The organism is Psychrobacter sp. AOP7-B1-25, from assembly GCF_052376195.1.
Classification (GTDB): domain Bacteria; phylum Pseudomonadota; class Gammaproteobacteria; order Pseudomonadales; family Moraxellaceae; genus Psychrobacter.
Map to the genome: position 1 here is coordinate 16676 of NZ_JBQSVK010000020.1, position 24470 is coordinate 41145.

Genomic DNA, 24470 nt, shown 5'->3' on the forward strand with positions numbered 1-24470 from the left:
TGAATGCTTATTTATTGAACACGGATACCCATGCCCTGCTGCAGTTCGGTTTTATGTTTTTTAATAACTGGAATTAAAGTTTTAATAACCCAGTCGTTACGCCAGCCTTTTAGCCCTTGCGGCAGTTCGCTAACGTCTTTATCAAGAGCAACCACTTCATACAATTGCCCTAGCCATTTTTTACGCATCAATACACTGGCAGGTATACCGATCTCGCGCGCATGATCATCAATCGCCTTTTGTACTGCTTTTGACAACACTTTGTTTTTCGAGCGATACGGCGGTACAAGACAGTCTGGATGCTCAGCAGGCGGTAGACTCTTGGCATCTCTGATTACTTTCAGCAGCTCTTCACCATAGAGTCGCAACATACTACGGTGCATGGTCGTTTTATGTGCCAGCTCTCGCATACTTTTCGGTTTTTCGGTGACAATCTCACGTACCGCTTGTTTTTTTATCACAAAGGTGCGCGGTTGATTGGTCGCACGTGCCAGCTCTTCTCGCCACGTGGCCACCCCTTTTAGTATTGCCATCTCTTGCGAGTTATAACGATAATCTGCCATCGTGAGATACATCGCTTCATCTTCGACGTACTGCGAGTCATAGAGATCACTGGCATAGAGCTGACAATCAGCCCAGACATAATCGTATAAGCTTTGCGCCTTAAGCGCATGCTCGATACTGAGATACAGCGCTGGCAAATAACGCACATCATCGATGGCATACTGCTCCTGCTCATCTGTCAACGGGCGCTGGAGCCAATCAGATTGGCTGTGTTCTTTATCGATATGCATGTCTAGCTGATCAGCCAATGCTTGCTGATACCCCATTTGCAATTGACCCGTTAAATAAGACAACGCAATTTGCGTATCAAAGATATTGGTCAACGGTGGACAGCCAGACAATAGATAGAAAATACCTAAATCTTCGCCGCAAGCATGCCAGATAGCCACATCTACTTTGCGTAGCGCTTCCCACAGTTCATCCAGTTGTAGCTGCGGTGCATCCAGCAGATAAACATGATTGCCAGTATTTAGTTGTACGAGTGCCAAGCGCGGATAATACGTGTCACGCTTGATGAACTCAGTATCTAATGCCACACGTCCGCAAGTCGCTAAGTCACCGATGACTTCATCTAACTCGCTTTGTTTACGCACCCATGTAATAGCAACGTCATCAGCAGTATCCAACAGTGCATCAATATCTAATACTTCAGTACCTAGCACCTCAATATCAGGCACTTCAACATCTGGAGTATTAGTAGCTGGCTCGGAGGGTATTGCTACTGACATTGGCTCAATATTAGCAGCTTCTTGCGATGAGCTATCATTGATATCAGGAGCATTTGATTGAGCTGATGGGTTTGAGACGTTGTTGGACACGGGCAGATACCTGCATTAATAGAAGAAAATAAAACGCTAAACCGCGCCTTAATAAAATTAAAAGAGAAAACAATAATAAAGTAATTATAACAATTTCAAGAAATGAATTGGGTAAGACTTTGAGGCAATCAAAACGTTATAAAAAAGAACGATTTTGCATAGCTTGACCGAGCGTCATACTATCTAGATATTCAAGCTCGCCGCCCATCGGCACACCTTGAGCCAATCGCGTCACTTTATTGACATGACGACTGACCGCTTCACTGATGAAATGTGCGGTAGTTTGGCCTTCAACTGTCGTGCCCGTTGCTAGGATTAGCTCTTCTATGGGTTCTTGCTTCACTCGCCATACCAGCTGATCAATATTTAAGTCATCGGCGCTAACACCATCAATGGGAGATAAATGCCCCCCTAACACAAAATAACGCCCACGATAGCCCGCTGTCTGCTCAATAGCCATGACATCTGCTGCCGTCTCGACCACGCATAACAGGCTGTCATCACGTCTAACATCTTGGCATAGCGGACAAACTGCCTCATCGCTGAAACTATGGCAACTCTGACATTCGACGATATCACGCATGGCTTCATCTAGTGCTTGTGCGAGTGCCATGCCTTGTGGGCGTTTTTTGCTAAGCAGATGTAGCGCCATTCGTTGGGCACTTTTTTGACCGACGCCTGGCAATATACGCAGCTGTTTGACCAGCTGATCAAATTTGGCTGTAAGCAAAGTAGCTTCCTTTAGTTGACTTTATCTAACTGAATTTATAAATCGTAGCTATAAAAATGGGGTCGTATCATGTCGATAACAACCCCATTTTTGTCTTCAGTATGACATATTTACCGCTTAAAACATGCCTTGCATACCTGGTGGCAGACCCATACCTGAAGTCGCTCCAGCCATAGTTTCTTCATACAACTCGTCTGCTTGGCGAACCGCATCGTTGATAGCAGCCGCAATCAAGTCTTCGATCATATCTGGCTCGTCTTCTAGTAGACTAGGATCGATGGTCAAGCGCTTAACCACGTGACGACCTGTCATCGTTACTTTAACTAAGCCGCTGCCCGCCTCTGCTTGTACTTCTTTATTAGCAAGCTCTTTTTTAGCGTTTTCAACGTTCGTTTCTACTTTCTTTTGCATCGTTTGTGCTTGTTGCATCAATGCTTGAATGTTCATAGCTACCTCTTTTGCTTTTTAATAATAAATGATTGATATTTTGCTAATATAAAGCGCTAACTGCAATTATACCGTTATCTTTACAAACTGTCTAAACCACATGCTAAGTCTTTAATAATATCTTCCACATCTTCCAAACCTACCGACAGACGAATCAGACCATCTTTAACACCAGCTTCGGCACGAGCCTCAGCAGTTAGACGGAAATGCGTAGTGGTTGCAGGATGGGTAATTGTCGTTTTGGCATCGCCCAAGTTATTGGTGATAGAGACCATTTGTGTCGAGTCAATCACGTGCCACGCCGCTTCTTTTGTGTCACGGCTATCAGATGCCTTGACTTCAAAACCCATGATAGCACCGTAACCGTCTTTCATATGATGCTGACGTGTGGCAAGTTCGTGCGCAGGATGATCACTCAGTCCTGAGAAATGTACAGTACTCACATTAGGGTGATTGACCAAAAATTCTGCGACTTGGTTGGCATTTTGACAATGTGCTTGCATACGTAATTTGAGTGTCTCAAGCCCCTTGGTAAATACCCAAGCATTAAAGGGACTCATACTGATACCGCCTGAGCGCACCACGGTAAATGCTTCTTGCATCAGCTTGTCGCTACCAACCAACGCACCGCCCAACACTCGACCCTGACCGTCCAAATATTTGGTCGCAGAGTGAATCACTACATCAGCTCCCAAGTCCAGAGGGCGCTGCAGTGCTGGTGTCGCAAAACAATTATCAACGACAAGTAATATATCATTGGCTTTACATAATTGACTCAGATAACCAAGATCACAAATCTGCGCTAATGGATTACTTGGGCTTTCACAATAAATCACCTTAGTGTTTGATTGAATGGCATTGGCCCATGCCTCATTGTCGAAACAATCCACATAGCTAACTTCCACACCAAATTTGGCCATATAGTTGTTGAACAGACCGATAGATGAGCCAAATAACTGGTTGGCTGCTAGCAAATGATCGCCCGCTTTGAGGTATGCCAAACACATGGTCAAGATAGCGCCCATACCAGAAGCCGTTGCAACCGCACGTTCAGCGTTTTCTAGTGCGGCTAAGCGACGCTCAAAGGTACGTACGCTTGGATTGGTATGACGAGAATAGACATTGCCTGTTTTTGTACCGTCAAAATGAGCAGCAGCGTCAGCAGCTGAGCGGTAAACATAAGAGCTGGTGGTAAAAATAGGTTCTGAATGCTCGCCCTCGTCTGTACGATGTTGACCTGCCCGCACGGCAATGGTCTGCATACCATAATCAAGCCCTAAATCTAAGGCATCGTTACGCCAGTTTGGATCTAACCCATCATTTGGGTTTTTTTGGTTCAAACTACTCTCATCATGGTTTTTCGACTGACTCATAAACGTTCCATTACGTTGGTTGGTATGTTAATTGCTATTATGTTAATTGATATAAAGTGACTGCTTATTCTTCTGATTGTTGACCGAATTCATCAGCGTTATCATATCATGACGACTTATTCCATACAGCTGGTTTCAAATAGCGACCAAATATTATTTTTGAATACCAAAGATATGCCAATTTGACTACTTAAAATTTGTCACATATACATTTAAACAATACTTAAAAAACAATGATTTCGTGCATCAAATCTAACAAAAATAACGTATTTATAATAGGCAGATATCATAACAGCTGCTAAGCTTAGCGACGATTTAGATTTTGCCTCGCGTAATACAACAACAGTCTGGCAATTCATCTAAAAAGAGTGAGTTGAACACTTAGAATGATTATTTATCAGTACATTTAGGCTCCTTAAGGTAAATTTGTTATGTCGATGTTCAGTATAGAACCAAGCAGCTTATCGTTGAGTCTAACACTAGGACTGACTTTAGGTCTTAGTGCTTGCCAAAGTTTGCCCAAAAAGCCGCATTTACCGGAAAGCCAAGCACTATCAGCACGTGTAGAAGCCCTATATTCAGAAGAGCAGACGACGCAAGATGAGACTATTAAAGCCAGTAGCACTGATCTAGTCTCGGCTATTAGTGCGCAAAAAGATATTCACCCTGATTTATCTGGTTATCATCCAATCGTAACAGGAGCGAATGCTTTTGCCGCTCGTAGCATCTTGACGGATATGGCCACACGCAATATCGATGCACAGTACTATATTTGGCATAACGATCAGGCTGGACAGCTTCTATTGAAAGATTTATGGGACGCGGCTGAGCGCGGCGTTATTGTGCGTTTATTGTTAGACGATTTTAATAATAGTGCCAAGTTCGATCAGCATTTATTACGCTTTGCCAGCCATCCTAACATTGCAGTGCGTATCATAAATCCTTTGATGCATCGTAAGTTCCCAACGTTGAACTATGTAACTGGTCTGCCACGTATCAATCGCCGTATGCATAATAAAAGCATGACTTTTGATAAGCAGATTACCATCATCGGTGGCCGTAATATCGGCAACGAATATCTCAGCAATGACCAAAGTAGTCAATTTGCAGACTTGGATGTCTTACTAATTGGTAAAGTCGTCGCAGATATCGACAATAGTTTTGATAGCTACTGGTCATCGCCCTTATCATTCGACATCGAAACCTTAGCTAAATTCGATAGCGATGTCACACCTGATTTTATAGAGGCGTTAGATAAGCTCGGCCTAGATGAGAAAAACAACGAAGGTAGCAGCTTGACAGTTTATAAAGCTGCAATTCAAGACTCTACGATAGATAGTGACTTGGTCAATAAGCGTGTACCTTTTCGTTGGACAGATATGCAGTTTTTGAGTGATGATGTCGGCAAACTAAGCAAAACAGTTCCTACCAATACTAACTTGGTTCATCAACTGCGCAATCTGCTTGGTAGCCCAACCAAGAAATTGACAATTATTTCTTCTTATTTCGTACCGACCAAAGATGGCGTTAATACATTGGTTAAGCTGGCTGAAAATGGTGTTGATATTAAGATATTGACTAACTCATTTGATGCGACCGATGTGACAGCCGTTCATTCTGGCTATAGCCAGTGGCGACCACGCCTGCTTCGTTCAGGCGTCAAAATATACGAACTAAAATCAACCGCTGCTGAAGAAAAACGTGACAACAAATTGTGGCGAGCACGTAGTCAATCATCGACTAGCCTACACGCGAAAACGTTCGCAGTAGATGACTATCAAGTCTTTATTGGTTCATACAATGTTGATCCACGCTCTGCCAACATCAACACCGAAATGGGTGTGATTATCAATGATGACGAGCTAGCGAGGCAGCTACACGGCGCGTTGAGCGATAACTTGTTAAACCAAGCGTATGAAGTCAAGCTACTAGAAAATGGTTACTTGCAATGGCATACCATGGAAAAAGGTGAAAAAGTAGTCTACGACTCAGAGCCACGAGTAGATATGAGTGACCATGTTTGGTTGACCATTATGTCTTGGTTACCTATTGACTGGCTGCTGTAAATACTCCGTTTTTTAATTTAAAAAACTCTAGAACACTTAATTTTGTAATTCAGTTGTATTAAGTAAGCAAAGTACCACTCAAAGAATTTTATTTAAGACACCCAACCTATTGTTTCGGCAAATCATCTTTTATATATCTTGATTTGCCGTTTTTACCATGGGCGGTTATCCAAATGATGATCGTCCTAATAACCGTTTTACTCTGTGGATATGTGATTTATTATGCCGTCTCGTTCTCAATACGCCTTGATGTCTACTAAAGACAGAAACACAGTGATGTTCATTAGCCTCATCAGCGCTGTGATATTTTTCGATTTTTTGATTTATTTGTACATCTCAGATATTGTGACAGCAGCAATTTTTCCTGCTAATGCTGACCCTAGAGTTGCTAAGCTGCAAGGGATGGGGCTTTTTGTCATTGGTTATTTAGCGCGTCCAATTGGAGGCATTCTCTTTGGTCGTTATGGCGACATAAAAGGTAGAAAACCAGTTTTATTGCTAAGTATAATAGTCACCGCATGCAGTCTTCTAGCCATGGCATTTTTGCCAACTTATGCACAATGGGGCATCGTTGCCCCTGTTTTGTTCATTTTATTGAGAATAATACAGGGAATGGCATACGGACTCTATGTCCCCTTATCTTGGGTGTTTGTAGCGGAGCATGTGCCCAGGCAGTATCTATCAGTAGCCTGTAGCTATGTTACAGCCAGCTTCTTTGTCGGCGTATTGTTTTCAAATACATTTTTTATGTGGCTCTCTAGTTTTATGACGACAGCTGAGTTAACTGAATATGGATGGCGTTTGCCATTTTTAGTTGCTGCTGTACTAAGTGCTTTGCCATTATTAGTGTGGCGGATGGTTGGAGAGACGCCTTTTTTCTTGGCACTCGTAAAACCGAAGACGGGCAAAAATTCAGGCAAACCGCTGACCCTACTTTTTAAACACTGTAAACATTCAATCTTCATTGGTATGGTTTTGACACTAGTCATCTCTAGCATTTCTACGGTTATCGTTTTACTATTACCAGATTTAATAGAGATCAACTTCTCATTGGACAGTGATATATTCGGATTTTCTCATAGCTTGGCTATCATATTTATAATTTTTGGCTGTATATTTTATGGGATGATTTCTAATCATGAGAATTTTGGTAAAGTGTTGGTAATCGGTTCTATTTTGCTGATTGCCCAAATGCTGGCGTTCTTTTATCATCTGCAAGCAGGTGGTGACTATATCCTGATTATGTATGCAATTTTAGGCTTCTGTGCTGGCGTGATTGGTATGGTTCCTGCTATCTTGATAGAGCTTTTCCCGACTAATGTACGTCTCACCGGCGTCGCTTTTTGCAATAATGTCACACAGGGTATTATTGGCGTTTTGATACCTTTTGGTCTTGGTTACGCTACAACTTTAATAAGCTTCTCGCCAGCACTGTACATTGCCTTCATTGGCTTTATCGGTATTATCATGGGGCTTTATTTTTATAATTTACCTGAATTGAAAAAGATTGATCATGTTATTTTATAGGTAAATGATCAATTACCGCTTCGCATAATGCTTGAAGCGCTTGAAACTCTTGAAAATAAGGTGCAATGGTATGTCTCATCCATTGCACCTTCTCCATTTATTTAAGACACAAATATTAAGGCTTAACCACCATGGTTGATATGACCAACAAACGTCTCTCAGTTGCGCCGATGATCGATTGGACTACCACAGATTATCGCTATTTTGCGCGGCTGTTTAATCCGCACACCTATCTATATACAGAAATGATCAGTACTGGTGCATTGATACATGGCAATCGAGCACGGCATTTGCGCTTTGATACGCTTGAGCATCCTCTTGTATTGCAGCTGGGTGGTGCAGATATCAATGAGATGACGCAGTGCGCGGAGTTTGCTCAGCAGTATGGCTACGACGAAGTCAATATTAATGTCGGTTGCCCTTCAGATCGCGTACAGCACAACAAGATAGGTGCTTGTTTGATGGCTGAGCCTAAAATCGTTGCTGACTTAGTCAAGCATATGCAAGCCGCAGTCGATATTCCAGTGACGGTCAAACATCGTATTGGTATTGATGACTTTGATAGTTACGAGTTTATGGTAGATTTTGTGCAGACAGTCGCAGCGGCAGGCTGTACCCGCTTTATCGTACATGCGCGTACGGCATGGTTGCAAGGGCTCAGCCCTAAGCAGAACCGCGAGATACCACCGCTACGTTATGATGATGTGTACCGTCTAAAGCAGGACTTTCCTGAATTAGATATCGAAATCAATGGCGGTATCGATACAATTGAAGATATAAAAATGCACTTGCAGCACATCGATGGCGTTATGATTGGTCGGGCGTTTTATCACAACCCATATCTATTAGCAGAAGCCAATAGCTTATGGAGAGAGGCAAACCCTGAGACGATACCAAAGCGCTCGGAGATTTTAGCGCAGCTTTACCCATATCTCGAAGAACAAATTGGAAAAGGCGAAGCGTTGCCGACGATGACACGGCATTATTTAGGACTATTCCAAGGCTTGATGGGCGCACGTAAATGGCGCCAAGCATTAAGCGGTAAACCTCATCTGACAATCGATGATATTAAACGAGCTGCTGATGAAGTGTTATCGCTAAATCCTGATGCGTAATTCTGATACATAGCCAAATTTGGTATCTGACTGGCTCGATAGCATTTACATGCCAGCCGTCGTTATGACTAGCATCTCATCTATGCGACTTGCGCAATATACTGCCACATCGCTGCGCCATTATTAACAACGTGTAGCACGATTGGCAGTAATAGCGAGCCTGACTTGATACGGGCATAGCAAAATATCAATGCCAATACCATGATGGTACTAATCTCATAGATACCATACTGCACATGGATAACAGCAAATATCAAACTTGTCACAATGCTGGCGACAATCGCACCATAGTTTTCTGAATATGATGGTGCTGTAAACTGTTCCGCGATAGCAGACCACAGTATACCGCGAAAGACCATCTCTTCATAAATAGGTGCGACGACGACCATTGCAAAGATTAATAGCCAAACCGAACTGACTGACTGATAGAGCGGATCAACGAACACCAACGGCGCCATATCAAGTACATACGTCAGCGATTGACTGGCAATCATAAATATCAGCAGTAACCCAAGCATTCCTATACCCACCGATAGTGAGAACGGCTTTAAGGCTAGATATTGACGCAGACTACCACCTTTCAAACGAATGATAAGTACGCTAATTGCCACTAGCAATACACTGCCAATGAGTATAGACAGGCTCACTACTGTTCCATCATTACTACCAAAAAAGAATATCCGCCCTATCGATGTTTTTTCATCGGCAGGTAACACCAGCTTGCCAGCGATATAAATACTTATCAACTGACTGATAAAAAATGCAAGTACCATCCCTACGGTTAGCACGAATGTACCCACGCGTGAAAATAGCGGCATAGGCTTAGGTGAAGCGGTTGCACTAGATGGAGCAATTACGTTTTTTGGCATAAAGGTATCACTTAAAAATGCTCTGGCAGCTCATATATATTACAAACATTACTGAGGGTATGTTGCGTTTATTTGGACAATTTCTGCTTAATCAATCCTAAAACCTGCGTTGAGACAGATTCTGGATGCTCAAGTGGAAACATATGTCCTCCTTCATGAGTTTCGTAAGGAATACCCAGACGCGATTTTATCTGCTGCGGAAAGCGACGTTTTAAAAAGATACTGTCTTGACCAATAATTAAAGTCACAGGCACTTTAGGGCCATGATTTGGTGCAAGCCAATACCAAGACGGATTGGTACGGAACACAGCGACCTCATTGGCTTTAGGGATAGCTAGCGTCACTTTACCATCCGCACGCTCATGTAGGCCATGATCGATATATCCTTGAAAGCTACGCTCATCAAAGTTTTTGAAAAATCCTTTATGTCGCATTTTTTCGTACGCATCGTCGCGGCTATCCCACACATCACGGCGATGCTTTGACACGCCAGCTGGTGATAGTTTGTCCATCAGACGATTATTCATCAGCGGTAATCTATCTGCTGTCTTTGCCAAATGCCACAACAAGCTGACTTTGCCATAAACCCAAGGCGGATCCATAAGCACAGCTTGTGCAAATAGCTCAGGCTGACGATACGTGGCCTGCATCGTACACATAGCCCCAAGCGAATGCCCCACTCCTACTACCTGTGCGACGCCATGCTTTTCGCAGGCATTTTTCACGCTATCAATGATTTGCTGCGTCAGACTACGCCAATGATCATCTACTGGATAATCCGGCGTATCACCCAACATCGCAATATACTCAATCGTAAAAAACTCTGATAAGCCTTCGAAAAACGGCTCATATACAGCGCTTGGCATTCCATTAGCATGAGCAAAATGCAGCACAGGTTTATTGGTTATTTTAGAGACAGGTAGTGCAGTGAAGGACTGCAAATTTATTTCATCACTCATGACAGACTCTCGTGGGATCGTTTATGTTATATATTATTTTTAATGATTGAACCTTTTGCCATTATTAAAATCAATAACATCAAAACTAACCTCTTCAAAACCAACCATGTTTATATGGCAAATTTGACGACTGTGTTTGATGGTTATAGATGTATATCCAATTTAATCAGACTAACACACAGACCAAGATTTTTTTATTTGGTATTGCATACAATTAAGGCTGAGCACAATTATATGCTCAGCCTTAACAATCATACACATTATATTTAAAACATAAAACGCTTAACGCATCTGTCCAGTGTTGCTTTCTTGTGGTAATACATCAAGACTAACGCTAGAGCCGATACCTGCACCTAACTTCACTGCAAAACGATCCATAAACATTTGGAACGGATCAGCTGGACTATAGCTAATGATAGTATCAAGGTCTAGTTGTTTACCCAGACTTGTAATACTACCTGTTTCGTCTGCCAAACCTAGTTCAATAGACTGCTCACCTGTCCAGAACAACCCTGAAAACAGTTTGTTTTGCTCAGGATTTTTCAGACGGTCACCGCGACCTTCTTTGACAGCATTGATGAAGTGCTTATGCGTGTTGGCAAGCACCCCTTCAACGTGCTTTTCTTCGTAGTCAGTCAATGGACGAGACAAGCTTAAGATATCTTTATACTCACCAGCTGTAATGGTACGGTCTTCTACGCCAACTTTGTCCATCAAGCCTTCAACATTATAGCTTGGCATGATGACCCCGATAGAGCCAACCAAGCTCGAAGGATTGACATAAATCTCATCTGCAGCAGACGCAATATAGTAAGCGCCTGAAGCACCGATATCACCAATGACAGCATAAAGCTTCTTCTCTGGGTACTCTTGGCGTAAGTCCATCATGGTCTGCCAAATCTCATCAGACTGTACTGGTGAACCGCCAGGTGAGTTGATATCTAATGCTACTGCTTTTGAGTTGCTGTTTGCAAAAGCGTCTCTCAAAGCTTCATTAACATCATATGCGTTGGCCACATCGTCATTACTAATGACACCTTGTAGCTCAACCACTGCCAAATGCGGAGTGCTCGTATCGACTGCATCCATACCTGTTGGTGCACTGCTGCAACCACGACCAAGGGTCAAAAATATCAATAGGATATAACCAAAGGTCAGTAGTTTAAAAAAGATACTCCAGCGACGGGCGCGGCGCTGCTCAACGACACTCGCTAACAATGTGTTTTCTAGCACTTTCCATTCTTGTCCACTTGGCGGGCTTGGTTGCTGCTGTTGCGTTGGCTGATTTGCCGAGTTATCAGGACGTTTGTTAGGGTCTGGTGGCCAGTTGGGCATATAACTTCCTAAGTTAAAAACAATCTAAAACAATAAAATGAGGTTATCGAGAAATACAGTTAGAACGGTGGTTTGTATCTGACACTTTCTCACAGTACCAGTGACTTGTATTAATAATCAGCTAACTATATTAATAGTCAATGACCTGTATTAACAGGCTGCTAAGTATGGTGGTATTTCGATAATGGTTCAATAGTATAACTGTGAAATATCACTATATTGTAACGCTGATAATATAAGCCTTACTTTTAAGGGTTAGCAGTTCCAGCATTGCGAATACTATCAATGTTGTCTAGCGATAACGCCGTCCCTGAAGGTTTGTTGTCATAAGTTATAACTTCGTCGACTCTCTGACTATTTATAACGTCAGCTGTAATTTGCGAGGTACTATGACCAAGCCACCTTGTATTTTTGAATAGTATGTCCTCATGTTTCGATTCAGCTGAACATAATAATGACCACAGTTGCCAAACGCGTTGATGAGTATCCGTATTTAAAATCAAACGTGACTGGGAGGACTCTAACTGTTTGCCAGTTACCTGATTAGTGGCTATTTGCGCTTGAGGGCTAACAGGTAACGAGTTGAGTGGATCTGCTGCATTGTATCTTAGAACTCGTATAGGCAAGTTGGTATCAAGAGCAATCGTACAGTCCCAAACGCTGGCATCGCCTATCTCGCTCCAACCAGTGATGGCCTGTAATGACAATTCATCGTTAGTCGACTGCCATATTTTTCCTTGCTTGCAATGTTGGGCGCTGATAGTGGGCTTATTTTCAGATTGTCTGATTGTTTTGTAAGCTTGCTGAAATGTAGGCCAGCGATCAGAGCGCCCTGCTTGCCAATATTGGCTAATAGGCAATTGCTTGTTTAATTGTACAACGGTCATCGGTAGTAAGTTAGAAGCTCTAGTATCAGCAGCAATATTCTTATTGTTAGGAGTTAACGTATCAGTCAGGCCGACACTGCTACTCTGTACGACAATGCTCTCTAATTTTTTGACAGATAAACCACCTAATTGCTGCTTTAAATTTTCAGATAACTTGTCGGCTATCAGGCTGCTTGGCATCGTTCGTGTAGAAGCTGGTCTATGATCGGCTAAGAACAACCAATTGGTACTATCTTCATTGACGGTAGGATATTGCAGCAATGCCGCTGTTACATACGAATCACCTGTTGGCAAAATATATAGAGTCGGTACCGTTACAAATGACTGATGATTGGCGTATACCGTCATCATCAGCAACGTTAATGGTGGCAACGTTAACCAACGACTGAGCAAACCTCGTGGCATCAGCCAAGGCAATGCACTTAGCAAAGCCATCGATAGTAACGCGATATTAACTGGTGTATAGAGCCACGCATCCGACAGCGCTGGCAATGACGTCAGCCAACTCATCAGATCGTGTAGATGACCGACAATCGTACTAATAATAATCCAAAGAATATCAGCGATACTCGGCACCAAAAGGTAACACAGCCCTGCTAATAAATTGAACGGTACAATCACCCAGCCAAATAGCCCAATGGCAAATAAATTGATAAAAATCCCCCATAGCGATGCCTTACCAAATAAAAGCAACGTAACAGGGAGTAAAGTCAAAAACAGCCAAAACTGTAGTTTAAATACACGCTTGACCATTTGCCAAATACGGCTAGATAGTGCGCTACTAATATGAGTACGCTGTTTATCATCATATATAGTCGTAGCAGCAGTAGTCTGGTGCTCATACGATTTATCGTCATACTTGAGCAGTAGAGCCACTGCGATAAAAGACAGCCAGTACCCCGCCTGCCATAATACATACGGGTCACGCCAAGCCATCAATACAGCCAGTGCCAATAGCACGCGCATCGTACTGATAGGAAGCAATGTTAATCTGACAAATCCAATCGCTAATAACATCCAAGCCGTACGAGCAGCCGGCACGTCAAAACCAGTAAATAGCGCATAAATAAAAGCAGCACCAATCATCACCCACCAGCGCACTTGCCAACGCGGAGTGCGACGATAAATCGCTGAATAGTTACGATCAAACAGCAGTACGACTATACCTGCTAGCACAATCGCTAAAAATAGTACGTGTGTGCCTGAAATAGCGAGCAAGTGCGAAATGCCCGCCAGTTGATATAAATCCTTAGTATCACGATTAATTAAGCTACGATCACCCGTGAGCAGACTTAATGTAACGGCTTTTGCTTGTTGCTCTGCTGTCGTATGCGCTGACCAGTCTTGATAGAAATGCTGTCGTAATCGCCAACGCCCTTGATCAATATAAGTACGGAAGCGCTGAAGATACGAATCAGAATCTAGAGACTGCTTGGCTTGTTTCTCATTGCTGATTTCATTGCTATTTACCAATGTAGGACTAACAGCCAAAATATTTGCAACACCATCAATGTGCCGACCTCGTAACCAACGATAACTGTCAAAACCAGTAGGATTGTTTGATGCTTGCTTAGAAGTAGCCAACGGCGCTAGTGCAAGGCTCATGAATACTTCATCACCGGGCTGCAAATCGTTTAAGGATGAAAGCTGGTTATCATTTGTAGACTTTCTTGGGTAGGCGTTAAGTAAGATTCGGTGTTCGCTGACTTTGATACCAATTTCGTTGAAATTAACATTTTTATTAATACTTAGGCTATTTTTATTAACATCTAAGTAGTCGGAGGTTTTAGCCGCTAACTCTGTCGGTGTGAGCTCAGCGACCAATGGAGCGATATTCGTTATTACTGCTACTTGTCGATAACTGCTATCTGTAGTGGCATCGTAGACACTGTCGCTCAACCCTTCGATACGCACGAGCGCTTGCACACGTATAGGCACAGTAATTTCAGTGGTTTCTGCTTGTTGATGAGTAATCAAAGCTTGCAGTGCACTACCTATTACTAGCACAGTTGCTAACAAAGCTAAGACCAAGTAGCTAATAATTCGGAAAGGAAATTTGTTACGACGAAATGTACCATTAGAGGTATTTTTATCAGCGTTGTGGCGGCCTATCGAGGGTATGCTGAATTGAGTAGACGCAATCAGAATCGTGGCAAAAACAATAAGCACCAAAGACAGACTGGTCGTACTAACCATATCTAGCAAGGATAGATCAGTTGGCAAATTCACATTATCTGAGGCTGCCAATACACCCATCATAACTATAATTATGAGGCTACCAATTAACCAGTACACCAGCACTCCTTGCTTGATGACTTACATATTATTCTACCAGATATGGTTACTTACCATAGCAAATGACACGTGATGCAATAGCATTTATATTTATATTACCCTATACTGAAGCAACGTATTAAGTGGTAACTATCTGACACCACCATTCTGTGTATTCTAACCTTTATCCTACTCACCATATATTACTCTATACCAGCTTCTCAACACCATTGAGTAGACTGTAGTTAATGATTAAAGGCGATCCTGTGCCCCAAAAACGTCTAAAAGACCTACTTCCTACACCAGAGAAAATCTTAGAAAGTCGAACTTTAAAGCTGTTTGCACCGCACTTGGCTGATCCAAGGTTATGGCATTTCAATCGACACAGCCTAAATAAGGCCGTCTATATCGGTGTACTAAGTGCATTTTTTCCGTTGCCAGGACAGATGTTACTGGCACTCATTGGCTCGCTTATTTTTCGCGCCAATGTTCCTATGGCACTCGGTCTAACATGGATTACCAACCCAGTCACTAGCTTGCCCATCTTTTATGCTGGTTACTATATCGGTGCAAAGATTATTGATGCGCCCATGATTAGCTTGCGTTTTATCGGTAGAATGATTGCTGATTTTAGCTTATGGGCATTATCCAACGGTGCCAATCCGTTTATTACTTATCGTGGTACAGTATCGCTTGCTGCATTCTGTATAGGGCTAACCATTTTGGCCGTTGTCACCAGTCTTATTTGTGGCTTGGCATTTAAGGCCATTTGGCGTTACAAGACCGTGACGAGCTGGCAGAAGCGACAGCCAAAGACTTCTGAAAAATCTGAGAAACTATAAATTCATCTGATTTTATTACTCTGCTATAACGCTTACACTTTAGCCAGCACAGCTCATTCTTTTTTACTATTCTCTATAGCATTTAAGATTTTGTCAGTGAAATTGCTATCCATCGGCACGATCTCAATGACTTCATCATTTTTACAGAGTGTATAACGCTTGCCTGCCGCGCTGTCTTGGACTTTCAGGTCATAATCCACCCCAGCCAAAGTGATGGCATCAAACACAGGCGTTAGCAACTCGGTTTGCGCCTGTCTATCAAGCGTTTCAAACAAAGTTGGATCGATGTAAGGTTTTAACGGCTCATCACCCTCTTCGGCACTGCCAAAAGCCGCAATTGGATTGTCATCTTCACTCATTTTACGCATCCTTATAAAATTAATACTGTTCCCAATGTCCATTGCGTAGCAACAGCTGACGGTCAGCAAGCGCTGCTAAATTGCGATCATGCGTCACCATAAGTAGCGCCGTTTGCAGGGTGCTTTGTAGCTCTGACAATAGGCCAAAGACGCTTTGGGCATTGTCGTAGTCCAAGTTACCTGTTGGCTCATCCGCCAAGATAAGCGACGGCTTAGTGACTAGCGCGCGTGCAATCGCTACACGTTGACGCTCACCACCTGATAGCTCACCGGGTCTATGCATCAAACGATGCTCGAGGCCAACATTTTCTAAAATCTCAACCGCTTGCTTACGAGCATCAGTCGTTGATACTTTTGGACGCATCAGTAACGGCATGGCGACGTTTTCGATTGCAGTAAATTCTGCCAATAAATGGTGAAACTGATAAATAAAGCCCAAATGCTTGTTACGCATTGCCCCGCGCTCAGTTTCATTCATGCTATTCAATAACTGACCATGCAACCAAACCTCACCACTGGTTGGCGTATCTAGACCGCCCAGCAAATGTAGCAGCGTACTTTTACCCGAACCACTGGTTCCAACGATAGCGATGCGCTCGCCCGCGTGAACAGTCAGGTCAAGACCAGTCAATACTTGCGTACTGACCGCGCCTTCATCATATATCTTGTTGATATTGGTCGCCTCTAAAATGGCAGACATAACGCTTCCTTTATTTTATTTGTGTCGGTATTTATTTCGATATTTAGGCGCTTGGGATTACTCATAGCGTAGCGTTTGAGCAGGCTGAATCTTAGCCGCCCGGCGCGCTGGATAGATCGTCGCCAAAAAGCTCAATACAAACGACGCACCTGTAATTAATAGCACATCCAACAAACGTAACTGCGATGGCAAGTAATTGACAAAATACGCATCAAATAGGTTCAGGCCAAAGGCTTGATTAATAAAACCTAAAATATCGCTAACCGTAAGCGCAAATATCACACCCAATATCGTACCGGCGATAGTACCAATCACACCAATGACCACACCCTGTACCATAAAGACTTGAGTAATCAAACGAGGAGACGCACCAAAAGTTTTCAGAATTGCGATGTCCGCTTTTTTATCGGTAACCAACATGACTAGGCTTGAGACAATATTAAAAGCGGCAACTAAAATAATCAAAAATAGTAATAGACCGACCATCGCTTTTTCCATTTGAATTGCACCAAATAGATTGCCATGAGTCTGTGTCCAATCATTTGGATATAACCTCTCAGGTGCTATAGCAGCCGCTTTTTCCGAAGCTATCGGCGCAGTAAAGATATCATTAAGCTTCATGCGTACGCCCTGCGCACCCTCTGGCAAGCGTAGTAATTTTGCCGCATCTCCCATCGGAATAAACGCCATGAGGCTGTCGACTTCTGGGCTGATCGTAAAAATACCTGTCAAAGTAAAACGCTTAAAACGCGGTATCACACCAGCTGGCGATGGTGACGCTTCTGGCAATACAAGCGTCACTTTATCCCCTATCTGCAAGCCCAAAGACTGCACCATCTCTTCGCCCAACACGATACTGAAATCACCACTTTGTAGGGTATCAATGCTACCTTCAATCATATGCTCATTGATGATGGAGACGTTTTTTTCATATTCAGGCTCGACACCTGTCACCATGATACCTGCGACCTGACCGTTTGATGTCAGCATCCCTTGCAGTTGAATAAAAGGTGCCACAGCAGCCACTTCTGGGTCTTCTTTAATCTCATCGGCTAGCTGTTCCCAGTCACCAATGATTTCTGATGAGACCACTGTAGCCTGTGGCACCATCCCCAAAATACGGGTTTTCAGTTCACGGTCGAAACCATTCATGACTGATAGCACCGTAATCAATACGGCAACCCCAAGCGTTAGACCAATCATCGAGATGAGTGATATAAAGGAGATAAAGCCATTACTACGTTCTGCTCGGGTATATCGTAAGCCGATAAATAACGCTAAAGGACGAAACATATTCAAACTCTTTATCTTATCTACGTGCGACTTTATATAGGTTGCATAACGAGCAGCAGTAAATGCATCATACAGTTACCCCTACTCACATATAAATCAAACACAAAAACAGGGTGTCAGACGAGCCAATAACAGCTGTCAAAAGGGAGCTAGTTTGACACAAACTAGCTGATATGTGCCAGTCATTAGCAACAACAGAGAGTATTTTTTACCAAAAAACTGGGTTTTGTTATTATTTTTTATAGGGGGCTTGCTATTAACTGTACCAATACCTATATATTATATGCTAAAGACAATTGTCATTAACCCCTCATTGAGGTTTACGCACTATTTACTGATAATATCGCTGACCATCATAAACTAATCATTTAAAATATTGGATAGTATATAAGCAAATACAGTACTAGATAAAAACCTCACGTTGACTTAATTCTGAGTATTTTCATGACCATAAATTATCAATACAAAAACATTCAATCTCCCACCAAGATTACGTTGACCGATGAGCAGTCTGCAGGTCACGCTGATCACTGGCGCATTCTGACCGATGATATGAGTCACGATGTGCCTGAATGGCTACAAAAGATGATCGAAGTCGCTGCAATGCCCAAAGGCCTGAACAATAACGTTAGCGCACAAGACAGCTGTTTGCTTCTATCAGAAGATCAGCCTTGTCATATCAATCAAGTGCTCGCAATGAAAGATGGCAAGCCTGAATGCTTTATTAATGCCTACCCTTGTGTCGATAGTCCTTATGGATTGAACTGTAAAATTGAGCGTGTCATTGCCAATGACAACTCGCATGATGCTGTTTTACGTTTACGTACCGCTGATGGCAGTATCATTTATGCGTTTGATCAACTCTACACAACCAACCGTCATTTGTATCAACGCGACACTTCTTACTATGTGAACTTTAGTGCTTGGGCGCATGAAATTAAGCCAAGCGAGCAAAACGAAGTCATCATGGTCGAAGACCAAGAGTCTATCCGTTATCACCGCGCCTTTAACGACATCGTGGCAGCAAATGATGGAAAAATCCCTGATGACTTGCAAGAGCAAATCAGTGAATGGAAACCTGAAACTAAAGAGCAAATGGCACCTGTTGAGATTAACTTAGGCCATATGTGCGCTTACTTGTTCGGCGATACGCTAGGACAAGAAGATGAAGCATGGTGTCAAGGTCAAGTACTCGGTAAGCAAGACACTGTATTTAACGGCAAATCAATTATTCTGTTCGACGTGGTGGTACTGCGTGAACAAGATGCAGACCCATTTGTGATGCGCATTGGTGCACTCAATACTACAGAGACTGCTGCCATTAAAGTAAACGACTATGTGCAAGCAAACGTCTGGCTGCAAGCAGCAATCTACAAACAAAACCAGAAAGACACATCACAACAATCAAAAGCCAGTTAATTGGCCTGCCCAATACATGCATAACATATTCTATCCATTAAAAAAGCCCCTAATATGAATTAGGGGCTTTTTTATATCTTATGAACTCTTATAGTTAAAAACGTAACGTAAAAGTCGTATGAATATGCGATTAAGCCATTGTCGTCATTGACTTAATGCGAGTGTATAGCTCTTTTTGCTCTGCGCTTGGACGTGCAGTCTGTACTGCCATCAACTGTGACATATCGCCCTCAACACGGATTTTACCACTCATAAAGGCACCCATGATTTGATTGGTATCAAAATCAGTAATGATAGACTGTAGAATATCGCGATCTAATAGCAATGTCGTCGTTGCATTATCATTTAATCCGCGATGCAACAGGCCATTTGCAAAGTTGGCTTCGATATTTTTATCAGCTTCAGCTACTTTTAGATTAACGACCATATTTGCCAGTACTGGTGGTAAGTTTAACTCACCTGCTTCGCTGCCCATTGTTTCTACTTGCTCAAACCATTCATCTGTCAAAAAAACTGCCATACTATATTATCCTTAATTGATACTCTGTCAGACCAATACTATTCAATATACAATTAGCCTGACTGTTAAAATTATTAAAATGTAGAATTATTAAAATGATTGCTATCAATAGATCTATGCAACACATAGCCATTAATGACGTTCAACCTCATTATAAATGGCGACTTGATAAGAAGTAAAACCTATTTATTAGCACAGCAATATTATTGTTACAAAACTTCTTTGCAGGCCTGCGCTTATGTCTAAAGACCTTTTCCCCTATTGAATTAAAGTGAGCATCTAGAATAGTGACAAAATTGTGTATAAAATAGAGGAGTAGCATAGCAATAATAAGTTGCTCGCTAACATTTATACCAAAGAGTTTGTATTTTGGCACACAGTTCTGATGATATTTGATTAGGATTGCGTTACAATACCCTTAAACAGAGTCGGGAGTTTTAACCAAACATTACATAATCGTGTTTTTTGTCAGCCGCCGCTAGCATACATCTATGGTCAATGCGTTTTAATAGCCCTATAGATATGGGTATCTATCTTCATTAGTACAGATTTTTTCGTAATAATTAAGATACATATTTAGCCTTATAAGATGTTTGATGCTGAAAACGGCGCGTATTCTTACTTACCTTGATGACCTATTAACAATCCTACTATCGATTGACCTTAAGCAAGGTGCATGAAGTGCCTATTTCTATTTATTAGTATCAACTGATAGATAACAAAGGTTTAAATTGATAATTAATGACATCATTGCGTTAAGTAAGTCAAAAAACAACATGCGTTGGCGCTAGTATAAATATGAATTTGAGAGTATTTATGGTGCAGACAGCATAGATTGTTGGTTAATTCTGTTGATAATTCGGGCTGTAAAGGAATCATCCAATGAGTTTACAAAACACAGCAGTCGCCCCAGTTGACCGTGAGTATGAAATTACTGTCGTAAGATTTTTTACGATCATGGCTGTCGTTTGGGGCATCGTCGGCATGAGTCTTGGTGTGTTCATTGCTTCACAGTTAGCATGGCCAGCACTCAACTTTGACATTCCATGGCTGACCTTTAGTCGTTTAAGACCACTGCATACCAATGCGGTGATTTTTGCGTTCGGTGGCTCAGCCCTGTTCGCAACGTCTTACTACATCGTTCAGCGTACCTGTAAAACACGTTTATTTGCGCCATACTTAGCTTGGTTTACCTTTTGGGGCTGGCAGGCGGTTATTGTATCCGCCGTTATTACCCTTCCTCTAGGCTTAACCTCAACAAAAGAATACGCTGAGCTTGAGTGGCCTATCGATATCTTAATTGCCTTGGTATGGATCTCTTATGCCATTGTATTTTTTGGTACGCTCATCAAACGTAAAACCTCACATATTTATGTGGCTAACTGGTTCTTTGCCGCCTTCATTATTACGATTGCACTACTACACATCGTAAACAGCATGGCGATTCCTGTTAGTGCGTTCAAATCTTATTCGCTATTTGGCGGTGCAACTGATGCGATGGTGCAGTGGTGGTACGGGCATAACGCGGTAGGTTTTTACTTAACGGCAGCTTTCCTTGGAATGATGTATTACTTCGTTCCTGTACAGATTGGCCGTCCTATCTATTCTTATCGTTTATCTATTGTTCACTTTTGGGCATTAATTGCTTCATATATGTGGGCTGGTGGTCACCATTTGCATTATTCAGCGCTTCCTGATTGGACGCAGTCTCTTGCGATGGTCTTCTCAATCATCCTATTCGCACCATCTTGGGGTGGTATGATTAACGGTGTACTAACGCTATCAGGTAGTTGGGATAAGCTACGTACTGATCCGATCATTCGCTTTATGATTGTGGCATTGTCGTTCTACGCGATGTCAACATTCGAAGGCCCAATGATGTCTATCAAGACAGTGAATGCACTATCGCATAACACTGATTGGACGGTTGGTCACGTACACTCAGGCGCACTTGGCTGGGTTGGTATGATTACGATTGGTTCGCTATACGTACTGTTACCACGTATTTATAACAAACCAAAGATGTATTCTATCAGCTTAATCACCACGCATTTCTGGCTAGCGACTGCAGGAACGATTTTCTATATCGTCTCTATGTGGATATCAGGTATTGGCCAAGGCATGATGTGGCTGGCTACTAATCCAGACGGTACTTTGGTATATAGCTTCGTTGATACTGTTGAATTCTCACATTTTCCATATATTGGTCGTGCATTTGGTGGCTTCTTATATGTATCGGGTATGTTTGTGATGGCTTACAACTGCTATAAAACACTCAAAATGCCAGAAGGTAAGCCTGTAGATGTCGCTGATCCAACGGATCATGAACCTAGTGTCGAAAAACCTTCGACAGCTAACGTATAAGGAGCGATCATGGCTGGTTCACCGCATGAAATTATTGAAAAAAATACAGGCTTGTTAGTCATTGGTATTGTGATTGCTATTAGTTTTGCAACGCTAGTCGAAATCGTACCATTGATCTATGATAACAAGGGTCCTGAAGAAGGTGGCGTGAATGCGCCCCTTCCTGCCATGGAGCCTTGGACAGCGCTTGAATTTGAAGGACGTGATATCTATATTCGTGAAGGATGTCACGTTTGTCATACTCAAATGGTTCGCCCACTACGTGCAGAAGTTGAACGTTATGGACCATATTCACGTGCCGCTGAGTCAACGTGGGATCATCCATTCTTATGGGGATCGAAACGTACTGGACCAGATTTAGCACGTGTTGGTGGCCGTTATTCTGAAGACTGGCAAAAGCAGCATTTGATTGCGCCACGTTCACTAGTGCCTGAGTCAGTGATGCCAGGTTTCCCTTGGTTGGCTACTAACGAAGTAGATGGCGAAAACGTTCAAACTAAAATGCGTCTATTCCGCGATCGCTTCGGTGTTCCTTATACTGAAGAAGACATTGAAGGTGCTCCTGATGCAGTGCTTGGTGCTACTGAGCTTGACGCTTTGGTCGCCTATCTACAGCAGTTAGGTACCGCAATGGAAGGACAGCGCTAATGGGTATTGGTGAATTACAAACAATTGCGACCGTTTCTGCCTTTATTGCCTTCGTAGGCGTTGCATGGTGGGCGTATTCGCCAAAAAACAAAAAACGCTTCGAAGAAGATGCACAACTTGCGCTTGATGACGAGGATATAAAATCTCTGTCTGAAGAGCAGCGCAATAAGGATAAATGATGACATTTTTTTGGAGTTCTTGGATCACGCTAATCAGTTTCGGTTGCTGGCTTTTTATTCTTGGCGTTCTGCTGTTTGTACTAAAATACAAACCAGACGTTGAGGAAGACGGTACCACTGGTCATGAATATGATGGTATCCGAGAATACGACAAGCCGCTTCCTAAATGGTGGTTGGTGATATTTTTTGGCTCGATCGTTTGGGGTGTCGCGTACTGGGTATTCTTTCCAGCTATGTTCCCTAAACACTGGGAAGGTATCGCTACCGTAGAAGTTGACGGTGAGACTGTACCATGGACCTCTAAAAACGAGTTGTTCAGTGAGCTTGAAAGTAATAATAAAGTATTTACCGATAACTTTGAAAAAAGTATTCTGGTAAAAGCAGATGCTGCAGGCGCGACGACGACTTTGGCAACATTAAACGAGTTGCAAGCGACTATGCGTCGTAGTGAAAATCCACCAGCAGATTTGCAGGCTCAAATCGACGAGAAAGTAACAGAACTTGCTCCTTACGTCGAAAAACTGTCTGAAAACCCAAATGCCCTAAAAGTTGGTAGCCGTTTGTTCTTACAGAACTGTTCTGTATGTCATGGCTCTAACGCCAAAGGTGCACCTGGTTACCCTAACCTAACTGATAATGATTGGCTATATGGTGGCGAAGCTGGCAATATTCTGACCACGCTGCACAATGGGCGTATTGGCGGTATGGCAGCATGGCGTGATCAAATTGGTGAAGATGGTGTTCGTGCCGTTGCTGAGTATGTTTTAGCTATATCTGGCAACCAAAATGACTATGAGCTTGATCAAACTAAAGTGGCTCAAGGTAAAGTTATTTTCAATGAACCGACCAATTGTGTTCTTTGTCATGGTCCTGATGCCAAAGGTATGATTTCAGCAGGTGCGCCAAACTTAACTGATAATATTTGGCTGTATGGTGGCGATCGCGAGACTATTCGTGAGACACTACGTTATGGTCGTGCTGGTGTTATGCCTCAGTGGGAAACTAAGCTAGGTAATGAGCGCATTATGCTGCTTGCCGCTTACATCTACTCACTATCAGATAAAACAAGCGCAACGCCTGTTACTGCTGCAGCTACTCAGCCTGTAGCAACTGAAGAAGCAATTGCTAACTAAAACGCTGCTCCTGCACTAAATATGGGTGAGATTTAATGAAGGGAGAACT

Annotated in this window: 21 protein-coding genes; 9 read left to right on the forward strand and 12 right to left on the reverse strand. The window is 42.6% G+C overall.

Translation table 11 applies throughout. The annotated features are described in order from the left end of the window. Positions 1 to 11: 11 nt before the first annotated feature. From ACT3QR_RS12460 to ACT3QR_RS12475, 4 genes are all read right to left on the reverse strand, one after another. On the reverse strand, positions 12 to 1382 hold the full coding sequence (locus ACT3QR_RS12460) for a ribonuclease D (protein ID WP_444521650.1): 1371 nt from the start codon (positions 1380 to 1382) through the stop codon (positions 12 to 14). A gap of 136 nt (positions 1383 to 1518) precedes the next feature. Beyond that, complete coding sequence (gene recR / locus ACT3QR_RS12465; RefSeq protein ID WP_444521651.1) at positions 1519 to 2112, reverse strand: recombination mediator RecR; 594 nt, start codon at positions 2110 to 2112, stop codon at positions 1519 to 1521. A 117-nt stretch (positions 2113 to 2229) separates the two neighbouring features. Next, positions 2230 to 2559 carry a YbaB/EbfC family nucleoid-associated protein gene (locus ACT3QR_RS12470; protein WP_193005110.1) on the reverse strand — a complete coding sequence of 110 codons (330 nt, stop codon included), beginning with the start codon at positions 2557 to 2559 and terminating at the stop codon, positions 2230 to 2232. Positions 2560 to 2639: 80 nt separating this feature from the next. Beyond that, positions 2640 to 3932 carry an O-succinylhomoserine sulfhydrylase gene (locus ACT3QR_RS12475; RefSeq protein ID WP_444521652.1) on the reverse strand — a complete coding sequence of 431 codons (1293 nt, stop codon included), beginning with the start codon at positions 3930 to 3932 and terminating at the stop codon, positions 2640 to 2642. Between the two features lie 431 nt (positions 3933 to 4363). Between ACT3QR_RS12475 and ACT3QR_RS12480 the strand changes: the two genes are divergently transcribed. The 3 genes from ACT3QR_RS12480 (at position 4364) to dusA (ending at position 8640) form a co-directional block, all read left to right on the forward strand. Then, positions 4364 to 5998: a phospholipase D family protein gene (locus tag ACT3QR_RS12480; protein ID WP_444521653.1), complete on the forward strand. Its 1635-nt coding sequence runs from the start codon at positions 4364 to 4366 to the stop codon at positions 5996 to 5998. Positions 5999 to 6220: 222 nt separating this feature from the next. Further along, positions 6221 to 7525 carry an MFS transporter gene (locus ACT3QR_RS12485; RefSeq protein WP_444521654.1) on the forward strand — a complete coding sequence of 435 codons (1305 nt, stop codon included), beginning with the start codon at positions 6221 to 6223 and terminating at the stop codon, positions 7523 to 7525. A 131-nt stretch (positions 7526 to 7656) separates the two neighbouring features. Further along, positions 7657 to 8640, forward strand: a complete 984-nt coding sequence (gene dusA / locus ACT3QR_RS12490; RefSeq protein ID WP_444521655.1) for a tRNA dihydrouridine(20/20a) synthase DusA — start codon at positions 7657 to 7659, stop codon at positions 8638 to 8640. Between the two features lie 80 nt (positions 8641 to 8720). Here the strand turns inward: dusA and ACT3QR_RS12495 are convergent, their stop codons facing one another. The 4 genes from ACT3QR_RS12495 to ACT3QR_RS12510 all read right to left on the reverse strand — a co-directional run bounded on the left by ACT3QR_RS12495 (position 8721) and on the right by ACT3QR_RS12510 (position 14985). Further along, positions 8721 to 9509, reverse strand: coding sequence for a lysostaphin resistance A-like protein (locus tag ACT3QR_RS12495; protein ID WP_444521656.1), 789 nt, complete (start codon positions 9507 to 9509; stop codon positions 8721 to 8723). Between the two features lie 68 nt (positions 9510 to 9577). Further along, entirely contained in the window at positions 9578 to 10468 is an 891-nt protein-coding gene (locus ACT3QR_RS12500) for an alpha/beta fold hydrolase (protein WP_444521657.1), read from the reverse strand. Positions 10469 to 10750: 282 nt separating this feature from the next. Further along, entirely contained in the window at positions 10751 to 11803 is a 1053-nt protein-coding gene (gene sppA / locus ACT3QR_RS12505; protein WP_444521658.1) for a signal peptide peptidase SppA, read from the reverse strand. A 248-nt stretch (positions 11804 to 12051) separates the two neighbouring features. Further along, on the reverse strand, positions 12052 to 14985 hold the full coding sequence (locus ACT3QR_RS12510; RefSeq protein WP_444521659.1) for a ComEC/Rec2 family competence protein: 2934 nt from the start codon (positions 14983 to 14985) through the stop codon (positions 12052 to 12054). 245 nt (positions 14986 to 15230) lie between these two features. On the opposite strand from ACT3QR_RS12510, the gene ACT3QR_RS12515 reads away from it, so the two are divergent. After that, on the forward strand, positions 15231 to 15806 hold the full coding sequence (locus ACT3QR_RS12515; RefSeq protein ID WP_444521660.1) for a DUF2062 domain-containing protein: 576 nt from the start codon (positions 15231 to 15233) through the stop codon (positions 15804 to 15806). A 53-nt stretch (positions 15807 to 15859) separates the two neighbouring features. Here ACT3QR_RS12515 and ACT3QR_RS12520 read toward each other — a convergent pair whose 3' ends face one another. From ACT3QR_RS12520 to ACT3QR_RS12530, 3 genes are read right to left on the reverse strand one after another with little or no spacing between them, the layout of a single operon-like run. Beyond that, complete coding sequence (locus tag ACT3QR_RS12520; protein WP_444521661.1) at positions 15860 to 16165, reverse strand: hypothetical protein; 306 nt, start codon at positions 16163 to 16165, stop codon at positions 15860 to 15862. 19 nt (positions 16166 to 16184) lie between these two features. After that, positions 16185 to 16865, reverse strand: coding sequence for a lipoprotein-releasing ABC transporter ATP-binding protein LolD (gene lolD / locus ACT3QR_RS12525; protein WP_444521662.1), 681 nt, complete (start codon positions 16863 to 16865; stop codon positions 16185 to 16187). Between the two features lie 57 nt (positions 16866 to 16922). After that, a complete protein-coding gene (locus ACT3QR_RS12530) occupies positions 16923 to 18158 on the reverse strand; it encodes a lipoprotein-releasing ABC transporter permease subunit (RefSeq protein ID WP_444521663.1) in 1236 nt (411 codons plus the stop codon). A 444-nt stretch (positions 18159 to 18602) separates the two neighbouring features. Here ACT3QR_RS12530 and ACT3QR_RS12535 point away from each other — a divergent pair, with 444 nt between their 5' ends. Continuing rightward, complete coding sequence (locus ACT3QR_RS12535) at positions 18603 to 19577, forward strand: hypothetical protein (protein WP_444521664.1); 975 nt, start codon at positions 18603 to 18605, stop codon at positions 19575 to 19577. A gap of 130 nt (positions 19578 to 19707) precedes the next feature. On the opposite strand, the gene ACT3QR_RS12540 is transcribed toward ACT3QR_RS12535, so the two are convergent. Further along, complete coding sequence (locus ACT3QR_RS12540; protein ID WP_444521665.1) at positions 19708 to 20097, reverse strand: SCP-2 sterol transfer family protein; 390 nt, start codon at positions 20095 to 20097, stop codon at positions 19708 to 19710. 882 nt (positions 20098 to 20979) lie between these two features. Between ACT3QR_RS12540 and ccoN the strand changes: the two genes are divergently transcribed. The 4 genes from ccoN to ccoP are packed head-to-tail and all read left to right on the forward strand — an operon-like array spanning position 20980 to position 24421. Beyond that, positions 20980 to 22461 carry a cytochrome-c oxidase, cbb3-type subunit I gene (gene ccoN / locus ACT3QR_RS12545; RefSeq protein ID WP_058024766.1) on the forward strand — a complete coding sequence of 494 codons (1482 nt, stop codon included), beginning with the start codon at positions 20980 to 20982 and terminating at the stop codon, positions 22459 to 22461. A gap of 9 nt (positions 22462 to 22470) precedes the next feature. Continuing rightward, positions 22471 to 23109 (forward strand): cytochrome-c oxidase, cbb3-type subunit II, encoded by a 639-nt coding sequence (gene ccoO, locus ACT3QR_RS12550; protein ID WP_444521666.1) that lies wholly within the window; start codon positions 22471 to 22473, stop codon positions 23107 to 23109. Next, entirely contained in the window at positions 23109 to 23288 is a 180-nt protein-coding gene (locus ACT3QR_RS12555) for a CcoQ/FixQ family Cbb3-type cytochrome c oxidase assembly chaperone (RefSeq protein ID WP_057760804.1), read from the forward strand. The genes ccoO and ACT3QR_RS12555 overlap by 1 nt, the downstream gene beginning before the upstream one ends. Then, entirely contained in the window at positions 23288 to 24421 is a 1134-nt protein-coding gene (ccoP, locus tag ACT3QR_RS12560) for a cytochrome-c oxidase, cbb3-type subunit III (protein WP_444521675.1), read from the forward strand. The genes ACT3QR_RS12555 and ccoP overlap by 1 nt, the downstream gene beginning before the upstream one ends. Positions 24422 to 24470: the final 49 nt, after the last annotated feature.